At 66.7% G+C, this 15,175-nt stretch carries 10 protein-coding genes; 5 read left to right on the top strand and 5 right to left on the bottom strand.

Annotated elements, in window-relative coordinates; genetic code table 11:
- Window positions 1-95: 95 nt before the first annotated feature.
- The 4 genes from SX243_19890 (at window position 96) to SX243_19875 (ending at window position 8,072) form a co-directional block, all read left to right on the top strand.
- Window positions 96-230 (top strand): hypothetical protein, encoded by a 135-nt coding sequence (locus tag SX243_19890; protein MDY7095245.1) that lies wholly within the window; start codon window positions 96-98, stop codon window positions 228-230.
- A 203-nt stretch (window positions 231-433) separates the two neighbouring features.
- Window positions 434-4,255 carry a caspase family protein gene (locus SX243_19885; GenBank protein ID MDY7095244.1) on the top strand — a complete coding sequence of 1,274 codons (3,822 nt, stop codon included), beginning with the start codon at window positions 434-436 and terminating at the stop codon, window positions 4,253-4,255.
- On the top strand, window positions 4,252-5,568 hold the full coding sequence (locus tag SX243_19880) for a caspase family protein (GenBank protein MDY7095243.1): 1,317 nt from the start codon (window positions 4,252-4,254) through the stop codon (window positions 5,566-5,568). The genes SX243_19885 and SX243_19880 overlap by 4 nt, the downstream gene beginning before the upstream one ends.
- Window positions 5,565-8,072 (top strand): HEAT repeat domain-containing protein, encoded by a 2,508-nt coding sequence (locus SX243_19875; GenBank protein ID MDY7095242.1) that lies wholly within the window; start codon window positions 5,565-5,567, stop codon window positions 8,070-8,072. The genes SX243_19880 and SX243_19875 overlap by 4 nt, the downstream gene beginning before the upstream one ends.
- Window positions 8,073-8,106: 34 nt before the next feature.
- On the opposite strand, the gene SX243_19870 is transcribed toward SX243_19875, so the two are convergent.
- The 3 genes from SX243_19870 to SX243_19860 all read right to left on the bottom strand — a co-directional run bounded on the left by SX243_19870 (window position 8,107) and on the right by SX243_19860 (window position 13,666).
- Window positions 8,107-9,801, bottom strand: a complete 1,695-nt coding sequence (locus SX243_19870) for a CHAT domain-containing protein (protein MDY7095241.1) — start codon at window positions 9,799-9,801, stop codon at window positions 8,107-8,109.
- A 170-nt stretch (window positions 9,802-9,971) separates the two neighbouring features.
- Window positions 9,972-11,870 (bottom strand): M2 family metallopeptidase, encoded by a 1,899-nt coding sequence (locus tag SX243_19865; GenBank protein ID MDY7095240.1) that lies wholly within the window; start codon window positions 11,868-11,870, stop codon window positions 9,972-9,974.
- A gap of 29 nt (window positions 11,871-11,899) precedes the next feature.
- Window positions 11,900-13,666: an aldehyde dehydrogenase family protein gene (locus SX243_19860; protein ID MDY7095239.1), complete on the bottom strand. Its 1,767-nt coding sequence runs from the start codon at window positions 13,664-13,666 to the stop codon at window positions 11,900-11,902.
- Window positions 13,667-13,767: 101 nt separating this feature from the next.
- Here SX243_19860 and SX243_19855 point away from each other — a divergent pair, with 101 nt between their 5' ends.
- A complete protein-coding gene (locus tag SX243_19855) occupies window positions 13,768-14,019 on the top strand; it encodes a hypothetical protein (protein MDY7095238.1) in 252 nt (83 codons plus the stop codon).
- Between the two features lie 148 nt (window positions 14,020-14,167).
- On the opposite strand, the gene SX243_19850 is transcribed toward SX243_19855, so the two are convergent.
- Together SX243_19850 and SX243_19845 are read right to left on the bottom strand one after the other, a co-directional pair.
- Window positions 14,168-14,674 (bottom strand): DUF3368 domain-containing protein, encoded by a 507-nt coding sequence (locus SX243_19850; protein ID MDY7095237.1) that lies wholly within the window; start codon window positions 14,672-14,674, stop codon window positions 14,168-14,170.
- A complete protein-coding gene (locus SX243_19845; GenBank protein ID MDY7095236.1) occupies window positions 14,667-14,924 on the bottom strand; it encodes a UPF0175 family protein in 258 nt (85 codons plus the stop codon). Before SX243_19845 ends, SX243_19850 begins: the two co-directional genes overlap by 8 nt.
- Window positions 14,925-15,175: the final 251 nt, after the last annotated feature.

The raw sequence follows: 15,175 nt of genomic DNA, 5'->3' as shown, positions 1-15,175 counted from the left end.
TCGGCAAAGGAACCAAAAGCAAGTAGCGTATTTAAGGAACAGAAAATGAGAATTGACCATTCTAAGAGGCCGGTTATACCGTCAACCGCCAGAAGGTGAGCTTCGGCGGCTCCGGTCCCCAGGGAGTCATCGAGGCCAAGAAGGCGGACGAGGGCCGCAGCGTGAATCTGACCATGACCAGCGAGGGCGACGGTGCCCAGGGCATGGTGCAGTATGGGGAGAAGCCCTAGGAGCTTGCTGCCCCCCTCGCCGACCGACGCGAAACGCCGCCGGGGATTTTCCTCGGCGGCGTTTTTTCATGCCCGCTGGTAAGGTTCCCGGAACTTCGCTAACCTAGTCGAAAGAGAAAAGTCGAAAAGACCGACGGTGGGTCTGCCGGATCCTCTGCGGGGCTGCGTGCCCCGGGGGGAGAGGCGCTACTCAGGAGGCGACGATGAGAAAGGTCCCGGCGTTCCGCTCCCCCGCGCTGCTCCTTCGGCCAGCGTGTCTCTATCTGTTCCTAGGGTTGGGGCTCGTATTCCCGGCCCTGGCCCAGCCCCCGGTTGGCGGCACGGAAGCCCGCGAGCCCACCAAGCGGGCCCTGCTCATCGGCATCAACGAGTACAAGACCGACAAGGTGTCGGACCTCGCCGGCTGCGTCAACGACGTCGAGCTGATGCAGGATGTGCTGATCGGGCGCATGGGCTTCGAGCCGGAGAATGTGCGCATTCTGACGGACGAGAAAGCGACCCGGGCCGGCATCCTGGCGGCGATCCAGGAGCACCTCATCGCCCCCTCCGAGCAGGGCGACATCGCCGTGCTCCACTACAGCGGCCACGGCTCGCGGATGATCGACACCTCCGGCGACGAGCTCGACGATCTGGACGAGACCATCGTCCCCCACGACTCCCGCACCGAGGGCGTTTTCGACATCAACGACGACGAGATCAACGGGCTCATGACCCGGCTCTCGGACAAGACTCCCCACGCCATCTTCATCCTGGATAGTTGCCATTCCGGCTCCGCCTCCCGCGCCGCTGCGGGCGAGGGCCGAGTGCGCCAGACCCCGTCGGACGAACGCACGCCGCCGCCGCCGGAGTCCTTCGCCCTGGGGCAGCGGGACCTCACCGGGGCTGCCGACGATTTCCGCTTACCGGGATCGGACTATGTGCTGATCTCCGGTTCCAAGGCCAGCGAGCTATCCAACGAGACGCGCTTCGGTGAGCTGCGCCACGGTGCCATGACCTACTATCTGGCGAAGGCCTTGCAGTCGGCGGCGGGGGAGCGGGTGACCTACCGCGACATCATGGAGCGGGTGCAGTCGGACGTCACCGCCCGCTTCTCCTCCCAGCATCCCCAGCTCGAGGGCACCGGAGTCGACAATCTGATCTTCGGCGTCGAGCGCCTGTCCCCCAAGCCCTACGTGCTGGTGGATCCGGTGTCCGGTGAGACGGCCGAAGCCGGCGAGGCGGTGAAGATCTTTGCCGGAGAGCTTTTCGGCCTGACCGAAACCAGCATCCTGAAGGTCTACCCGCCGGGCACTCATGACTTCGCCGATCCAGAGCTCACCCCCGCCACGATCAGCATTACCACCCCGGGTGCTCTGAGCTCCACCGCGACGGTGGAGGAGGGCAGCGTCGAGCCCCGCTCCCGGGCGGTCCTCGAGGCCGTCGCGCCGCCGGACTTCTATGTGGGCGTCTATCTCGAGCCGCGGAAGGATGAGAACGGCGAGCTGGTTTCCGGCGAGCTTTCGGAGACCCTTCAGACGGTGCGGGAGGATTTGGCGCTCCACGAGTCGGTGCAGGTGGTGGAAGACCCGGCGGCGGCGCAGATCCGCATTCGTGAGACTGCCGAACGTGTGGTGCTCCAGGGCAGCGTCGTAGACGAGCTGGCGGCGGTGATCGCCGGGCAGCCCGAGACTGTGGGCAAGGTCGTGGAGGAGGTGGCACGCTGGGGCCGTTGGTTCGGTCTGATGGCCATCGACAACCCTAGCCCGGGGCTGAGCGTCGATCTCATCCTGCGCCGGCACGAGCCACTGGCAGCTCTCCCGAACCCCGTCATCGAGGCGAGCACTTCCGGTCCACCGGGGGAGGTCCTGCCGGAAACGGTATCCGACGGCACTTGGGTGGAGATCGAGGTGGCCAACACTTCGAACCGGGAGCTCTTCCCGGTGGTCTTGGATCTCAATGCTCAGGGGGAGAGCCACGTGCTCTATCCGGTTGCCAACATCCCCGACGGATTGCCGCCGGGCAAATCGGTGATGATCCGGGTACCGGCCTGGATTCCGGAGGGGAGAGATCATTCCGCCGATTGGATCAAGGTCATCGCCAGCACCGAGTCTCTCCCCGTCGCTCTCTTCAAGCTGCCGCCGAGAGCCCGTGGCGAAAGGGAGTCCTCTGAAGAGGACGAAGGGCCTCTGCGGGCCTTCCTGCGCAGCTGGAATCAGGGTGGCACCCGCAACTTGGGGGCCGGCATGCCAGGGTTGGCGCCGGTGCCGGTGGATGGCTGGGCGGTAGCCCAGCGAGTGCTGCGGGTGCAGCGCTCGGCGGTGGAGAGCAGCGGTGTGGCGCTGCACTTCGACGAGGCGGTGAGCACCGACACCGTGGAATCGCGGCTGGTGGCGGGGCAGCGCAGCATCTGTGGTGACGATCCCGACTCCGTCTGCTACGAGCTGGCAGGCTTCGAGGGGGACGACACCATGGTCCAGGTGCGCACCCCCAAGACCCGCTCCGACGGCGGCCGCACCACCTCCGTGGGGGCGAGCTTCGAGGAGGCCTACCGGGTGCGGGAGGAGACCGGCGCCCGGCGCGCCGAGCCGCTGCTGGCGCTGGAGATCGAGCGCGCCTCGGACGCCCCCCGGCCCGACGATCCGGAGGAGCTGGATGCCGAGACCCGCGGCCTGGGTGGAAAAGACCACGATGACCGGGCCAAGAACAACGACATCTGGCACCTGCAGTACATCCGCGTCCCCGAAGCCTGGGCGAACCTGCGCCAGAGCCGCAGCAAGACCGAGGGCCAGGAAGCGGAAGGGGTGACGGTAGCGCACCTCGACACCGGCTATCTCGAACATCCGGAGATCTGGAGCCCCGACGGTAGTGGTCCTATCTGGCCGGAAAAGGGCTGGGACTACCTCGGGAACGACGACGATCCGGTGGACGAACAGTCGGACGAATTCCTCGAGAACCCCCGCCACGGCACCGGCAGCGGCAGCGCCATCGTCAGCCCCGCCGGCTGCCAGCTGGAAGATGCCGAGAAATGCCCCACCGGCGGCGGCCGGGGAGCGCGGCTGGTGCCCCTGCGGGTGGATGCCTCGGTGGTGCAATTCAACACCCAGCGCATGACCCAGGCCATCCTCGACGCCTCCGCCGGACCCGGGAGGAGAGTCAAGACCGCCACCGACGTCAGCTCCATCGCCATGGGTGGCGTGCCCAGCTGGGCGCTGTGGAAGGCGGTGCGCAAGGCGGAGCAGCGGGGCCACCTGATCATCGCCGCCGCTGGCAACTACGTGAAGAAGGTGGTGTGGCCGGCGCGGTTCAAATCCACCATCGCCATGGCGGCGGTGAACGCCGGCTGCAAGCCCTGGGCCGGCACCTCCATCGGTCCCAACGTCGACTTCGCCGCCCCCGGAGTCTCGGTGTGGCGGGCGAACCTGGACGAGGAGGGGGACTTCGCCACCGGTATGGGCACCGGCACCACCTACGCCACCTCCACCACCGCCGGCGTGGCGGCGCTGTGGATCGCGAGACACCAAGGCACCGACGAGTTTGACCGCATCCGCGAGGACGGCCAGACCACCGAGGTCTTCCGCAGCCTGCTGAAGCAGACCGTCTGGCGCCCCAACGGGTCCAAGAAGCCCGACACTGCCACCTGCGACGACGACGCCGGCTGGAATCGCTTCTTCCTTGGCGACGGCATCCTCGACGCCGCGGCGCTCTTGGACAAATCCCTGGCGGACGCCGATGCCACCCGCGCCGTGGAAGCCGAGGCGGTGGAGGATCTGCCGCTGTGGACCTCCCTCTACCCCGAAGCCACCGGCCTGCAGGTAGCCCAGCAGGACTACCGCCGGCTCTTCGAGCTCGATCCCCAGGCGGATCTGGAGACGGTGGCCATCTACGAGGCGGAGGTGATGTATCACTACGCCACCTCGGAGCGGGTGCAGGAAGCGGTGGACCAGGTGGCGCTGGCCAACGACCGCAGCCCCGGCGCCTACCTGCGCATCCGCGAGGAATTGCGCGCCCGAGATCTCTCCGACAGCCTGCGGGAGGCTCTGCGGTGAGCTTCCGCCCCATTCCTGGCCGCTTCGGTGGGCCGCCGGTCATCGGCTGCCGCCTTCAGGGCTGGCTTGGCCTGGGGGTGGCGTGGGTGCTCTCGCTGATGGTGCTGGCGCCGGTGCAGCCGGCCCAGGCCCAAGAGGCGCCGCGCAAATACGCCCTCCTCATCGGCATCAATGAATACACCGCCGAAATGGAGAACGTGCCGCGGCTGCGCTTCGCCCGCAACGACGCCGAACAGCTTTGTGAGGAGTTGGAGCAAAGGGGTTGGGACGCCCGCAAGGTGGTGGATGAAGATGCCAGCCGCCGCCGCATCATCCAGGAGCTGATGAGGATCGCGGCGGTGGCCAAGCCTCAGGACACGGTGCTGGTTTACTTTGCCGGTCACGGTCTGCGGGACAAGGTGGGCCGAGAGCACACCTATTGGTTGACCTATCCCTCCACGCTCTCGAGCCTCGCCGTCGACGCCCTGCGGCTCACCCACCTGATGGAGTACGTCGGGGACATCCCCGCCGGCCGCAAGGTGGTGATTCTCGACCATTGTCACAGCGGCGACGTCGATCGCGTGGCGCTGGACGGCGGTCCGGCCCGGGGGGTCGGAGAGCCGGCTGCTGGTGGTGCCGGGGAAAGTCTGAGCCGCGATGCCGCTGGCCGGCCGCAGGTGACCCGCAATCTCTTCCCCAAAGAGGGCTTTGTTCAGACGGTGGAGGACGCGGGCATCTCGGGGCTGGTGGTGCTGGGGGCGGCCCGGGACGACGCCTATGAATTCGATGATCTGGGCCACGGCATGTTCACCTACGGGCTGCTCAAGGCCCTGCGGGATCCAGAGACGGACGTCGATGAGGACAAAATGCTCTCCTTCCAGGAGCTCTGGGTCTCTGCCCGCGACGAGATGATGCGGCAAGCGCAGCTAAAGGGGGTAGTCCAGGAGCCCATCGAGGTCACCCAGGGGAAGAACCTATCTCTGTGGAACGACCTTTTCGAGGCGGCCCTGGGAAGCGACGACGACCTGGCGGCGGAGCGCGACGCATTGCAGCAGTTCCTCACCCAGCTGGATTCGGATGTCTCGGATCTTCCCCTCGACCTAGCCGAGGAGCAGAGATGGAACCGGGTGCTGGTGGCCTGCGTCGCCTCCCTCATGGGTTGGCACATGGCGCTGGCGAGCGACCCTCCTCAGGAACCTAATGAGCTGGATCTGGAGATCGTCAATGAGCTGAAGGCCGTGCAGCACCTGTCGGGGCAGTCGACGATGACCATGAAGGTCATGCTCGAAATAAAAGTTGAAGGCCTGATCGGGCGGGGAGGGGAAACACCATGAGCGGCACTGCTCGCAATCGTCTGGCCAGGATCTTCTACCCGCTGTTCCTAATCCTTGCGTTGGCGGTTCCCGGGACCGGCGTGGCCGCCATGGCTCCCGCCGAATCCGCCCGCTATGCCTTCCTGCTGGGGGCGGACGAGGAGGCCACCGCGAGGCTGGGGGATGTGCTCGCCTATCGTTACGGCTACCAGGTGACCGACGCTACAGGGCTGTCGAGCTTGGCGGCTATCGAGGGGGCGGTGCTCGAGGTGCAGGACCGGGTCGGTCCCAAGGACGACATCCTCGTGTTCATCGGCCTTCCCTTCATCCGCCGCCCGGAGCTCTACTTCCTGCCCCGGGGGGCCAGCCCCGAGGAGCCTTGGACCCTGGTCTCGGCGGACTACGTCTCCCGCCGGCTGGTGGCCCTCAGTTTCGGCAGCGGGCTGTGGATCTATCCTTCCTGCGCCGGGGAGCCGAGGGAGCTCTATCGAGAGCTGGAGCCGCTGCTCTTGGGCACCAATCAGCCTCCCCTGGACCTGCTGCTGGTGTGCGATCTCGAGACTATGGCCTCCTCGGAGAGGCGCGGCATGGTCCCGGAGCAGGGGGAGGCCGCTCCACGGCCGGTGCCCTGGCGGACGGCGTTGGTGGCGGAGCTGCTCAGCGATCTGCTGGAGGGACCCGAGGCCAGCCAGCAGGCGGTGAGCAGTCACGACCTAGCTTACGCCCTCTCCGCGGCCCGCAAAGGCTTCGAGGCGCAGGCGGAGCAGCCGCGCAATCGCCGTGGTTTGCCCTTCGAGCTGGTGGCTACCGGCAGCGTCGAGCAATACGCCCTGCGCTTCGCCGGGGCCCGAGACCTTGAGGAGCTGTTGGCGATTCTTGATCGATTCGGCTCGTCGGCACGCTCCGACGAGCTGGTGGCCCGGGGATATTTGAGTTTCTTGGTGCGGCTGACCTGGGACGGTAGTGGACAAACCGAGGCCGCGCTAGGTCTGGAGGAGCTGGTCCGGCTGCGCATCTCGGCGGTGGAGCGTTTGGCGGGCTGGTCGTCCCCGGCAGGTCTCGACGCCCTCGGCGAGGTGGTGGAGCTTGGATCCGACGACGTGCGTTGGCGGGCGGTCCAGCAGCTGATCCGAAGCGACCTGCGGGAAAAGGATCGGGAGGTGCTTCGGGAAGCCTTGGATGACAACAGCCCCCGAGTGCGCTCGGCGGCGGTGAGCGGTCTCAGCCTGCAGCGGGATCTCCCTTCGCTACCGATCTTTCGGGAGCTGGCCCAGGACGATCCCGACATCGAGGTGCGGCTGGCGGCGATCCAGGCGGTGGCCTTCTTGGGGGGCGAAGAAGCAAAGCCCCTTCTGGTCCAGTTCCTCGGCGACGACGAGCCGCGGATTCGGCGAGAGGCCGCTCACGGTCTGGCTCGTCTCGGACCTTCCGAGCCGGCGACGGAAGCTCTCGTGGCCAGGCTGAGGGAGGACGCCGACGAGGAAGTGCGTGCGGCGGCTGCCACGGCTCTGGGGCGCACCTGGACGCCGCAGCAGCGGGGGGAGGTCCTGGCAGCCTTGGTCGAGGTTCTCGACGGCGATCCGGGCGGCGGTGGCGACAGCAGGACCGCTGTGGCGGTGATCGGGGCCTTGAGCCGGGTCGGCGGCGAGGTGGCGCTGCAGCGTCTGCGGTCTTTGCTGGACCAGGAGTTGCCCATGCCTCTGCGCATCGCGGCGATTCAGGGTCTCTACCGTGTCGGTCCCGACGATGCCCTGGACGAGTTGGCGGCGGCGGCGGCTTCGGAGGAACCCTCTCTCCGCTTGGCGGCTGTGGCTGCCCTCAGCGGTGCCGAGTCGAATCGGGCGCTGAAGATCTTGGTCAGCCGCCTCGATGACCCTGACTCCTACGTGCGCGCGGAGGCGGAGCGCTCGATGCGCAAGATCGATCCCTCCGGCGAACGGACCGCTGCTTTGATCCAAGACCCGGAGCAGGAGCTGACGCTGATCTACAGCCAGGATGGCAAGGTTCCGACCCCGATGGCGCCGGATACCCAGACCAATTTTTGGATCGAGAGTCTGGGCGCCGAGAACGTCCGCCTGCGCCGGGCAGCGGTGGATGCACTGGCCATCAGCTCGGATCCGACGGTGGTGGATCGTCTGACCCACGTGTTATTGACCGGCGATGTCCTGGCGCGCCAGAACGCCGCTGCTGCTTTGGGCGGCCGGCCGGAGGGAGAGAAAGAGTCGCTGAAGCTTCTGGTCGCCGCTCTCCAGGACGTCAACAGCGCAGTGCGGGTGGCGGTGGTGAAAGCGCTGGGGCGTCGCACCGAGGCTGCGGCTCTGGTGCTGGTGATCCGGGCCACCGATGACGACAGCGCCGACGTGCGCCGGGCGGCGGTGGAGGTCCTGGGTGCTTCCTCCGACCAGCCCGAGGCGCGGGCGGCCTTGGAGCGGCTGGCCAAGGAGGACGAGTCCAGCCTGGTGCGGGAGAGTGCCGTCCAGCAGCTGGTGCGGCGGGATCTCGGGCGGGCCCAGCAGCGCGAATGATCCTCCGGGGCGGCTGTCAGCTAGCCGCGGCCGGTCATCGCCGGGTCAGCAGCAAGTCGGTCTCGCCGTAGAGCACGTAGGCCAGGTAGGTGGGATTGGGATCCTCGGTGAACAGCCGCCGGGCTTCCCGGATCGCCCGCGCCGGGCTGCCGCCACCGTCTTCCAGATCTGTTTCTAGGGCTTCATAGAACCGGCCGGCAAACCGAGCCGCCGCCTGGTCGCCCACCGGCCACAGCGTCCCCACATAGCCCGACGCCCCGGCTTCCAAGAAGGCCGGGGCCCAGCCCTCGGCGAAGCCCAGGCTTTGGTGCGTCTTGCCGACGCTGCAGGCGTTGAAGAAGATGAAGGGATGGTTGCGCAGCCGCGGCGCCGGCAGCAGTCCCAGCCATTCGTTGAGGGTCACCGGCTGGTCCGAGAGCAGGATGGAGTAGGTGGTGCCTGTGGCGTCGTCCCGGCTCTCGACGCCATGGCCGGCGAAGTGCAGGATGCCGTTGGGTAGCTCTTGGGTGATCTGGACCAACTCGTCGTAGGTGCTGGGGCGAATCTTGGCGGAGACGGGCTGGAAGGCTTGCAGGGATTGAACCTCCGCGGCGGTGCCGAGGAGCGGCGGCCGGTAGTCGGGGCGCAGGACCCATAGAGCGTCCAGGGGCACTTCCCCGGGCATGCGCACAAAGCGGCCGCGGCGGCGCGGTGCGTGACCGCGGGCGATGTCGAACTCCAGTCCCAGGAAGTCCCGTTCCTCGAGACCGTCCAAGCCCTCCCGGGAGGGCCGCATGAGCTCCCAGGGAATGGATGGGTCGTCGGCGTAGATTTGCAGCGAGTCGAAGTCATTCCCCAGGCCGTCCGCCAGGTCCCAGAAGGCATCCTGGAAGGCGGGGGGTGCCAGGCGCTGCCAGAGCACCCGGCCGATGCGCACGGCGGTGGCTCGGGCGCGGCCATCCTCCGCCGCCTGCCGTTCTTCCGGCCGCGGTCCCAGGTTGCGGGATGCCGCCACCGCTTCGAGCTCGGCGTAGAGCTGCTCTAGGGATTGCCGGTCTTCGGCGGAGAGGGGCTCGGTCTCGATGTAGATGGGTGGTCCGAAGACCGGAGCGGAGAGGATCAGGGAGCGGTCGGAGACGACGATCTGGAGATCCGCTTCCTCCCGTTCCCAGAACATGGCGGCGGGCTCGGCCTCCTCCTGCGGCAGCTCGGCGGGTTTCAAGGCCGCGCCGACCTTCATCGTTTCGGAGACGCGTACCAGCAGGCGATTCTCGTACCAGAACGAAGCGGCGATGGGGAGCTCCTTGCCGTCCGCCCAGCCGTCCTCTCCCGGTATCGCTTGGAGCTGGAACACCGCCGGCTCCGAGGGCTTGTCCCGCTCCATGTTCACCGTCCGCACCGCCTCGCCCCCGACGATCTCGCAATCCGGCGCTTCGAGGATCACGGTGAGCTGCCATTGGGATTGATCCGGCAGCTGAAGCTCTTGGTTGGCCACCTCCATCCCCGGGGGCTCGACCTCCAGCGAGGCTGTGACCTCGAAGACATCTCCCACCGGCACTTCCTCCGGCGCCTGCAGCCAGGGGTAGCGCTCGACGGTGATGGTGTCGGGGTTGACACGCTCGAGAGTCAGGCAGCCGGGGATCGACCAACCGGCGATCAGGAGGACACCGACGACACCTGCAGTCTTGCCGCATAGAGCAAGGGCTTGGCGCCACCGGGGGCGGGGCTGCTGGGAAGAGGATCGATTCATTTCGTTAGCTCCTTGGCTAACGATTCACGTTACCAGTCAGCCCCGTTGCAGTCCATCGGACGGACAGGACTCTGCATGCTCAGCGACCACTTTCGTAGGTCGAATCCCGGTTCGAGACGAGGGAAGACTCCGAGGCGCGCACCGCAGGCGCGGGTCGATGCGGGGCTGAACTACGAGAACGAAGGCAGGGTGTGAGTCCGACCCTCGTTCTCCTTCTTCAGGTAGTCCATCAGCGGCGCGAAGTACTCGAGCATGGGCTGGGCGTTGAGGTCCTGGCCCAGGGCGTCCTGGAGCACCTTGCGCCAATCTTCCGTGGCGCCCTTCTCGAGGATTCCGCGGAGGAAGTTGCCCACCTCCTGGTTGCCGTAGTAGTTGGTGGCGTGGAGGTCCTGCTCCAAGATCTCACCGGCGATGTGGGAGTGCAGCTGATGCAGCAGGACGTAGGACAGGGCGTAGTCGTAATACTGAGCCGCGTCGTTGATGATGTGGGTCTTGGTGCAGGCGTCGCAGCCTTCCTCACCGCGGTCCGCCGGCGGCTCGATGCCCTGATACTTGAGGGCGTGATCCCACCAGGCCCGGTTGTAGCTGTCGGGGCTCACAGCACCGGTGTAGAGATCGTGCTCGAAGTGGCTCATGGTGCCGGCGGAGAAGGGAATGAAGACCACCGTGTCCAGAGCTTCCTTGAGCAGGCGGCGGGTGGCGGTGGCCTCGTCGGTAGGGCCTTCACCGCCCTCGATGAGGCCGCGCTCCACCAGGAACGGCTGGTGCAGGGAGACCATTCCCAAGAGGCTCCCGACACCCTCGTGGAAGGCGCGGTTGGCGCCCTCCCGCAGCAGCGGCGGAACCTCCGGCCGGCTGTAGGCGCGGAAATAGTAGATATGCCCCAGCTCGTGGTGGGTGGTGACCCACCAACGCTGATTGGGTTCGACGCTCATCAGGCAGCGCACGTCGTCCGCCAGGTCCATATGCCAGGCGCTGGCGTGGTTGTTCTTCTGCCACTCGGCTCCTTCGGGAGCGGGGTAGAGGGACGAGCGCTCCCAGAACGTCTCCGGCAGGGGCTCGAAGCCGAGGCTGACGTAGAAATCCTCCGCCTGCCGGACGATCCATTCGTCTTCGTGCTCACCGAGGACGCCGTCCAGATCCTGTCCTTCCACTTCCACCAGCGCCTGCCAGTCCTGAGCCCAGCGGTTGGGCAGCCAGTGGGCCGGCAGGAGCTCCGGTACCTCGGTGCCGTAGCGCTCCGCCAGCTCGTAGCGGGTCCAGGTGTGGAGCTCGCGGTAGAGGGGCCAGATGTCCCGCACCAGGCCCTGCAGCAGATCCATCATCTCCTGCGAGGTCATGCCGTAGTCGGAGACCTGGTAGGCGAAGTAGTCGTCGTAGCCCAGGGAGGCGACAGTGCTGTTGCGCAGATCCACCATCGAGGTGAGATCCTCCCGCAGCACCCGGCCTACTTCCTTGGAGGTCGTCCAAACCTCTTGGCGCCGATCCAGGTCGTCGACGCTCTCCAGCAGGCTGTCGATGCGGTTGGTGTCGATGGGCTCGCCGTCGAGCTCGAAGGTGAAGCCGAAGAGCTCCTCGTTGGCCTTGGCCTCGGCGGCGATGCGCTGCTCCACCAGCTCCGGCACCGTCTGGGGGAAATTGGCGGCGCGGTAGAGCACCGACTCCAGTTGGCGGGCGGAGAGAGGCGTCAGATCGTCGCGGCGTTCCAGATAGAGCCGGGCCTGCTCGATGACCTCCAACGAGCCGGTGTAGCTGGCCAGAGCCTGCTGTGCCGCCTCGGTGCGCTTACGGTTGGTGTCGTCACCCTCGACGATGCGGGTGTTGCTGGCCCACTCCGCCTCGCTGGCGGCGCTGTAGAGCTCGACGAAGCGGTCGTTGTAGTCCTGGAGGAAGCTGTCCACCTCCCCCTGGAGGGCGCTGATCTCCTCCGATCCCGGACCATCGCCGGTGGATCCGCCGCCGCAGCCGACGGCCAGGAGCAGGCCGCAGCAGAGCACGGCGAAGGCGCTCGATCCGCCGCGGCGGAGAGTAGACAAGAGGGCAGGGGACGACGAGCTCAGAAACAGCATGAAAATCCTCCGAACGGTGAAAGCCTGGCTCAAGCCCGTAGGGCGTGCCAGAAAATACGCGGTAGCTTGAGGGGTGACGGGTGGGCCTCGAAGCCCGCCAGGTCCGAGGATAGCTTACGGCAGGTGGCGTGGCTGACGAACCAGGGGGGCTTGGGGAAGGCCATGAACGGCGAGCGGACGATGGCTTTTTGAGGACGGTCGAACATATGGGCGTTGTGCACGAAGCCGGTGCCGGACTCGATGTCGTAGAGATCGTTGCCCGGATAGGCGCCCCACGGGGTGTTCATCAGAGCGAATCCGACGGCGGCCCAATGGTTGAACGACACGGTGCCATAGCGTAGATCCGCCTCAGCCTGCTCGAGGGCGGCGGCCAGTTGGGGATCCCGCCGCGACGAGGGGTGCACCAGGAGGGTCGCGTTGAGGTTGCCCCACAGCTTCTCGTTGGCGAATTCTACCGCCTTGTGGACGAATTGAGCCGGGGAGGCGGCTTCCAGCGGAGCCTCGCAGAACACGCCGCAGAAGGCCTCGGTCTGGAAGCAGATCTCGTCCTCCCGATCTGCGGCGACGCCGGGAATGAACGCCCAGGGGAGATGGCCGTCCCGATGCTCGCCGAAGGTTTCCGCCTCGGGATGGGCCTCTAGGAAGGTGCGGAAGCGATCTTCGGCCCCCGGATAGAAAGCCTTGCGCTGGGGCGCCTGACCCAGTACCTGGCGGATGGCGTCGAGGAGCTGATCCCGCTGCGGCCAGCTGGCGTGCAGGATCACCACCCGGGTGGCGTTGCAGTTGAACCCGGCGTTGTTGGTCAGGGAGGAGACGATGTTTTCCGCCTGGTATTCGATGTCGGAGCCGGACCAATGCCCGGGTACCACGATGAGGGGGCTGACGTTGCCGAGCTCCGAGGTGATGGGCTTGGTCACCCGCGGGCGGCGCTGACGCCGGCGGTCCTGAGCCTCTTCGCCGGTACCGAAGGCGATGGCCTGGACGGTGCGGTCGGATCCGGTGATGTGGATGTCGTCGACGCCGTCGTGGGAGCACAGATACTCTCCCTCCTCGGCACCGCCGTAGACCACCCGCAGCACCCCGCGCTGGACCAACGCGGCGAAGCCTCCCTCCAGCAGCGGTCCCAGGTAGGCGTTCACCGGGTGCATCTTGTAGAGCACCACCGAGTTGTCCACGAAGAGTTTGTGCAGCGCGTCGGTGGGGCCGATGGAGGAGACGTTGCCCGCCCCCAGCACCAAGGAGACCCGGCCTTCACCGCCCAGGTCTCGATAGGTGGCGGCCTGATGCTCGGCCAGCTCGTCCTCCGCCACGCCGGGCTCCATCCACACCTCGGCGCTGACGCCGGGGAAGAAGAGGCGGTCGTAGAGGGACGACGGGAAGACCCGGGCGACCACCTGACCATCGTCCCGGGTGCTAACCGGCCCGGGGATCTCGGGCACGCCGTCTCGGGCGATCTGGCGCATGGAGTCCCGCAGCAGGCGCAGATCCCGCAGCACCAGGTAGGGCCCCACCAGCCATTCCTCGCCGCTCAAGGGGGCATCCGCCGGCAGCCCCTCCGCCCGCCGTACGGAATCCGCCCAGCGGTCGGAGATGGTGGTGAAGTCGTCGATCAGGCGATCCAGCAGCACCGCCCGCTCCACCGCGGGCACCGCCGCCCACTCGCTCTTGCGCCGAGCCAGATCCGCTACCGCCTGGTCCAGCTCACCCTGGGGAGTTGCGGCTGGAATGGGTCCCTGGGAGCTTGCCCGGGGCGCTTCGATGGATGGTTCAGAGGAAGTCAGTTGGGCCGTGGTCATCGTCGCAAGATAGCATAGCGCTCGCCGGTTCCCGGCGCCGTGCCGAGGCCTGGAACCATCGCCGTGGACCCTCGGGAATGTTGGAGAGGAGACCGAAACCAATGCGAGCCATCGACCAAGACGTGATGAACCGCCTCTTCGAGGTGGTGGACGAGCTGGGCTTGAGCCGCGAAGCGGTAGAGGTCCCCCTGCTGATGGCCGGCGACGGCAATGTCCGCTCCCTAGGACCAGGCCGCGGCCTCCCCCAACGCTTCGAGATCGAGCTCCCCGACACCGACGACCTCACCCCCTTCCTCACCGACCTCCCCCAAGCCCTCCGCCAGGCGGGGTGGAGCGGGGATCGGGAGGCCTGAGGCTGCTGGGGGAGTTCTCAAGCCAGCTAGACGATTCAGGTGGCTGTCGGTGGTTCAGAGACGGGTGTGAAGTGGTGGGCTGGCGCCCAGCCTACGGGAGCTCTACGATCCGAAAATATGTAGGGTGGGTGCCAGCCCACCATCTTGGCTAATCCTCTTCTCCTGCGAGCTCGAGGACCTTAGTCACTAACTCGTCCGCTAGCCGGATTCCGCCGCTACGGAGTGTAGCGAGGGCCGGTGCGATCTGCGGGATCAGGCCCTGACTCTTCGCCTTGAGGAGGATGCCCAGGGTTCCGGTGAGGGGTAGCCCGAGGCGTCGGGCGTGGCGCCGACCGAGACGCTCGTCGATGACGACGAGGTCGGCTTTCTGTTCCTGGGCCAGCGCGATCACCTCCGCCTCTCCTCGGTCGAGGTCCGAAAGTAGATCAGCTCTGGACGGGTCCTGCAGGCTCACTGCTTCGATCCAGGGAGCCAATGCAAGCTGTGAGGCGCCGGGCCGGTCTGGGCCCCCGGATACAACTTCCCGTTCCACCGCGGAGGGGATTAGGATACCGCCGTAGAGCCCCTGGAGCAGGTCGAGTCGATCGAGGAGAGAGAGGGTGATGATGGGCGTAGAATTGACCACCACGACTCGGTGGCGGTCGCCCTCAGGCATTGGCTAGGTCTTGCTGCAGCTCGTCGGGGTCGATGCCCATGGGAGAGAGCCCGAAGCGCTCGAGGAGGAAAAGAAACTCAACCCGGCCGACCCCCGCGAGCTCTGCCGCTCTGCCGGTCGTCAAGCGCCCCAATTCATACATCTTGACCGCCAGAAGCAATCGAGCTTCCGTCTCGAATTCCTCGGGACTCTCCTTGAGCGAGAGGAGGAGATCGTCCGAGTAGGGGATGGTCAGGGCATGATCGGCCATAGGGCTTCCTTTGGTTGCGGCCTCAGCGGTTCCTAGCACTGGCTTCCTAGCACTGGGCTCGCGGCAATGGCTCGACGAGTCTCAGCCAGAAACTTGGTCAGGCTTTCGAGAAGTATAGCCCTCTTCCGCCGATGGCTCGAAGAATCCCCTCGGAGCTGGCAATGGATCAGAAGCTCATCCCATAGAGCATGTAGTAGATCGCCCAGCCGCTGGCGGCGACGAAGAGCCAGATGGGGAGGGTGATGCGGGCG

Source organism: Acidobacteriota bacterium (assembly GCA_034211275.1).
In the GTDB taxonomy this organism is placed as follows: Bacteria; Acidobacteriota; Thermoanaerobaculia; order Multivoradales; family JAHZIX01; genus JAGQSE01.
The sequence above is the reverse complement of the archived record's forward strand: the minus strand, read 5'-3'. Positions and strand labels throughout refer to the sequence as shown.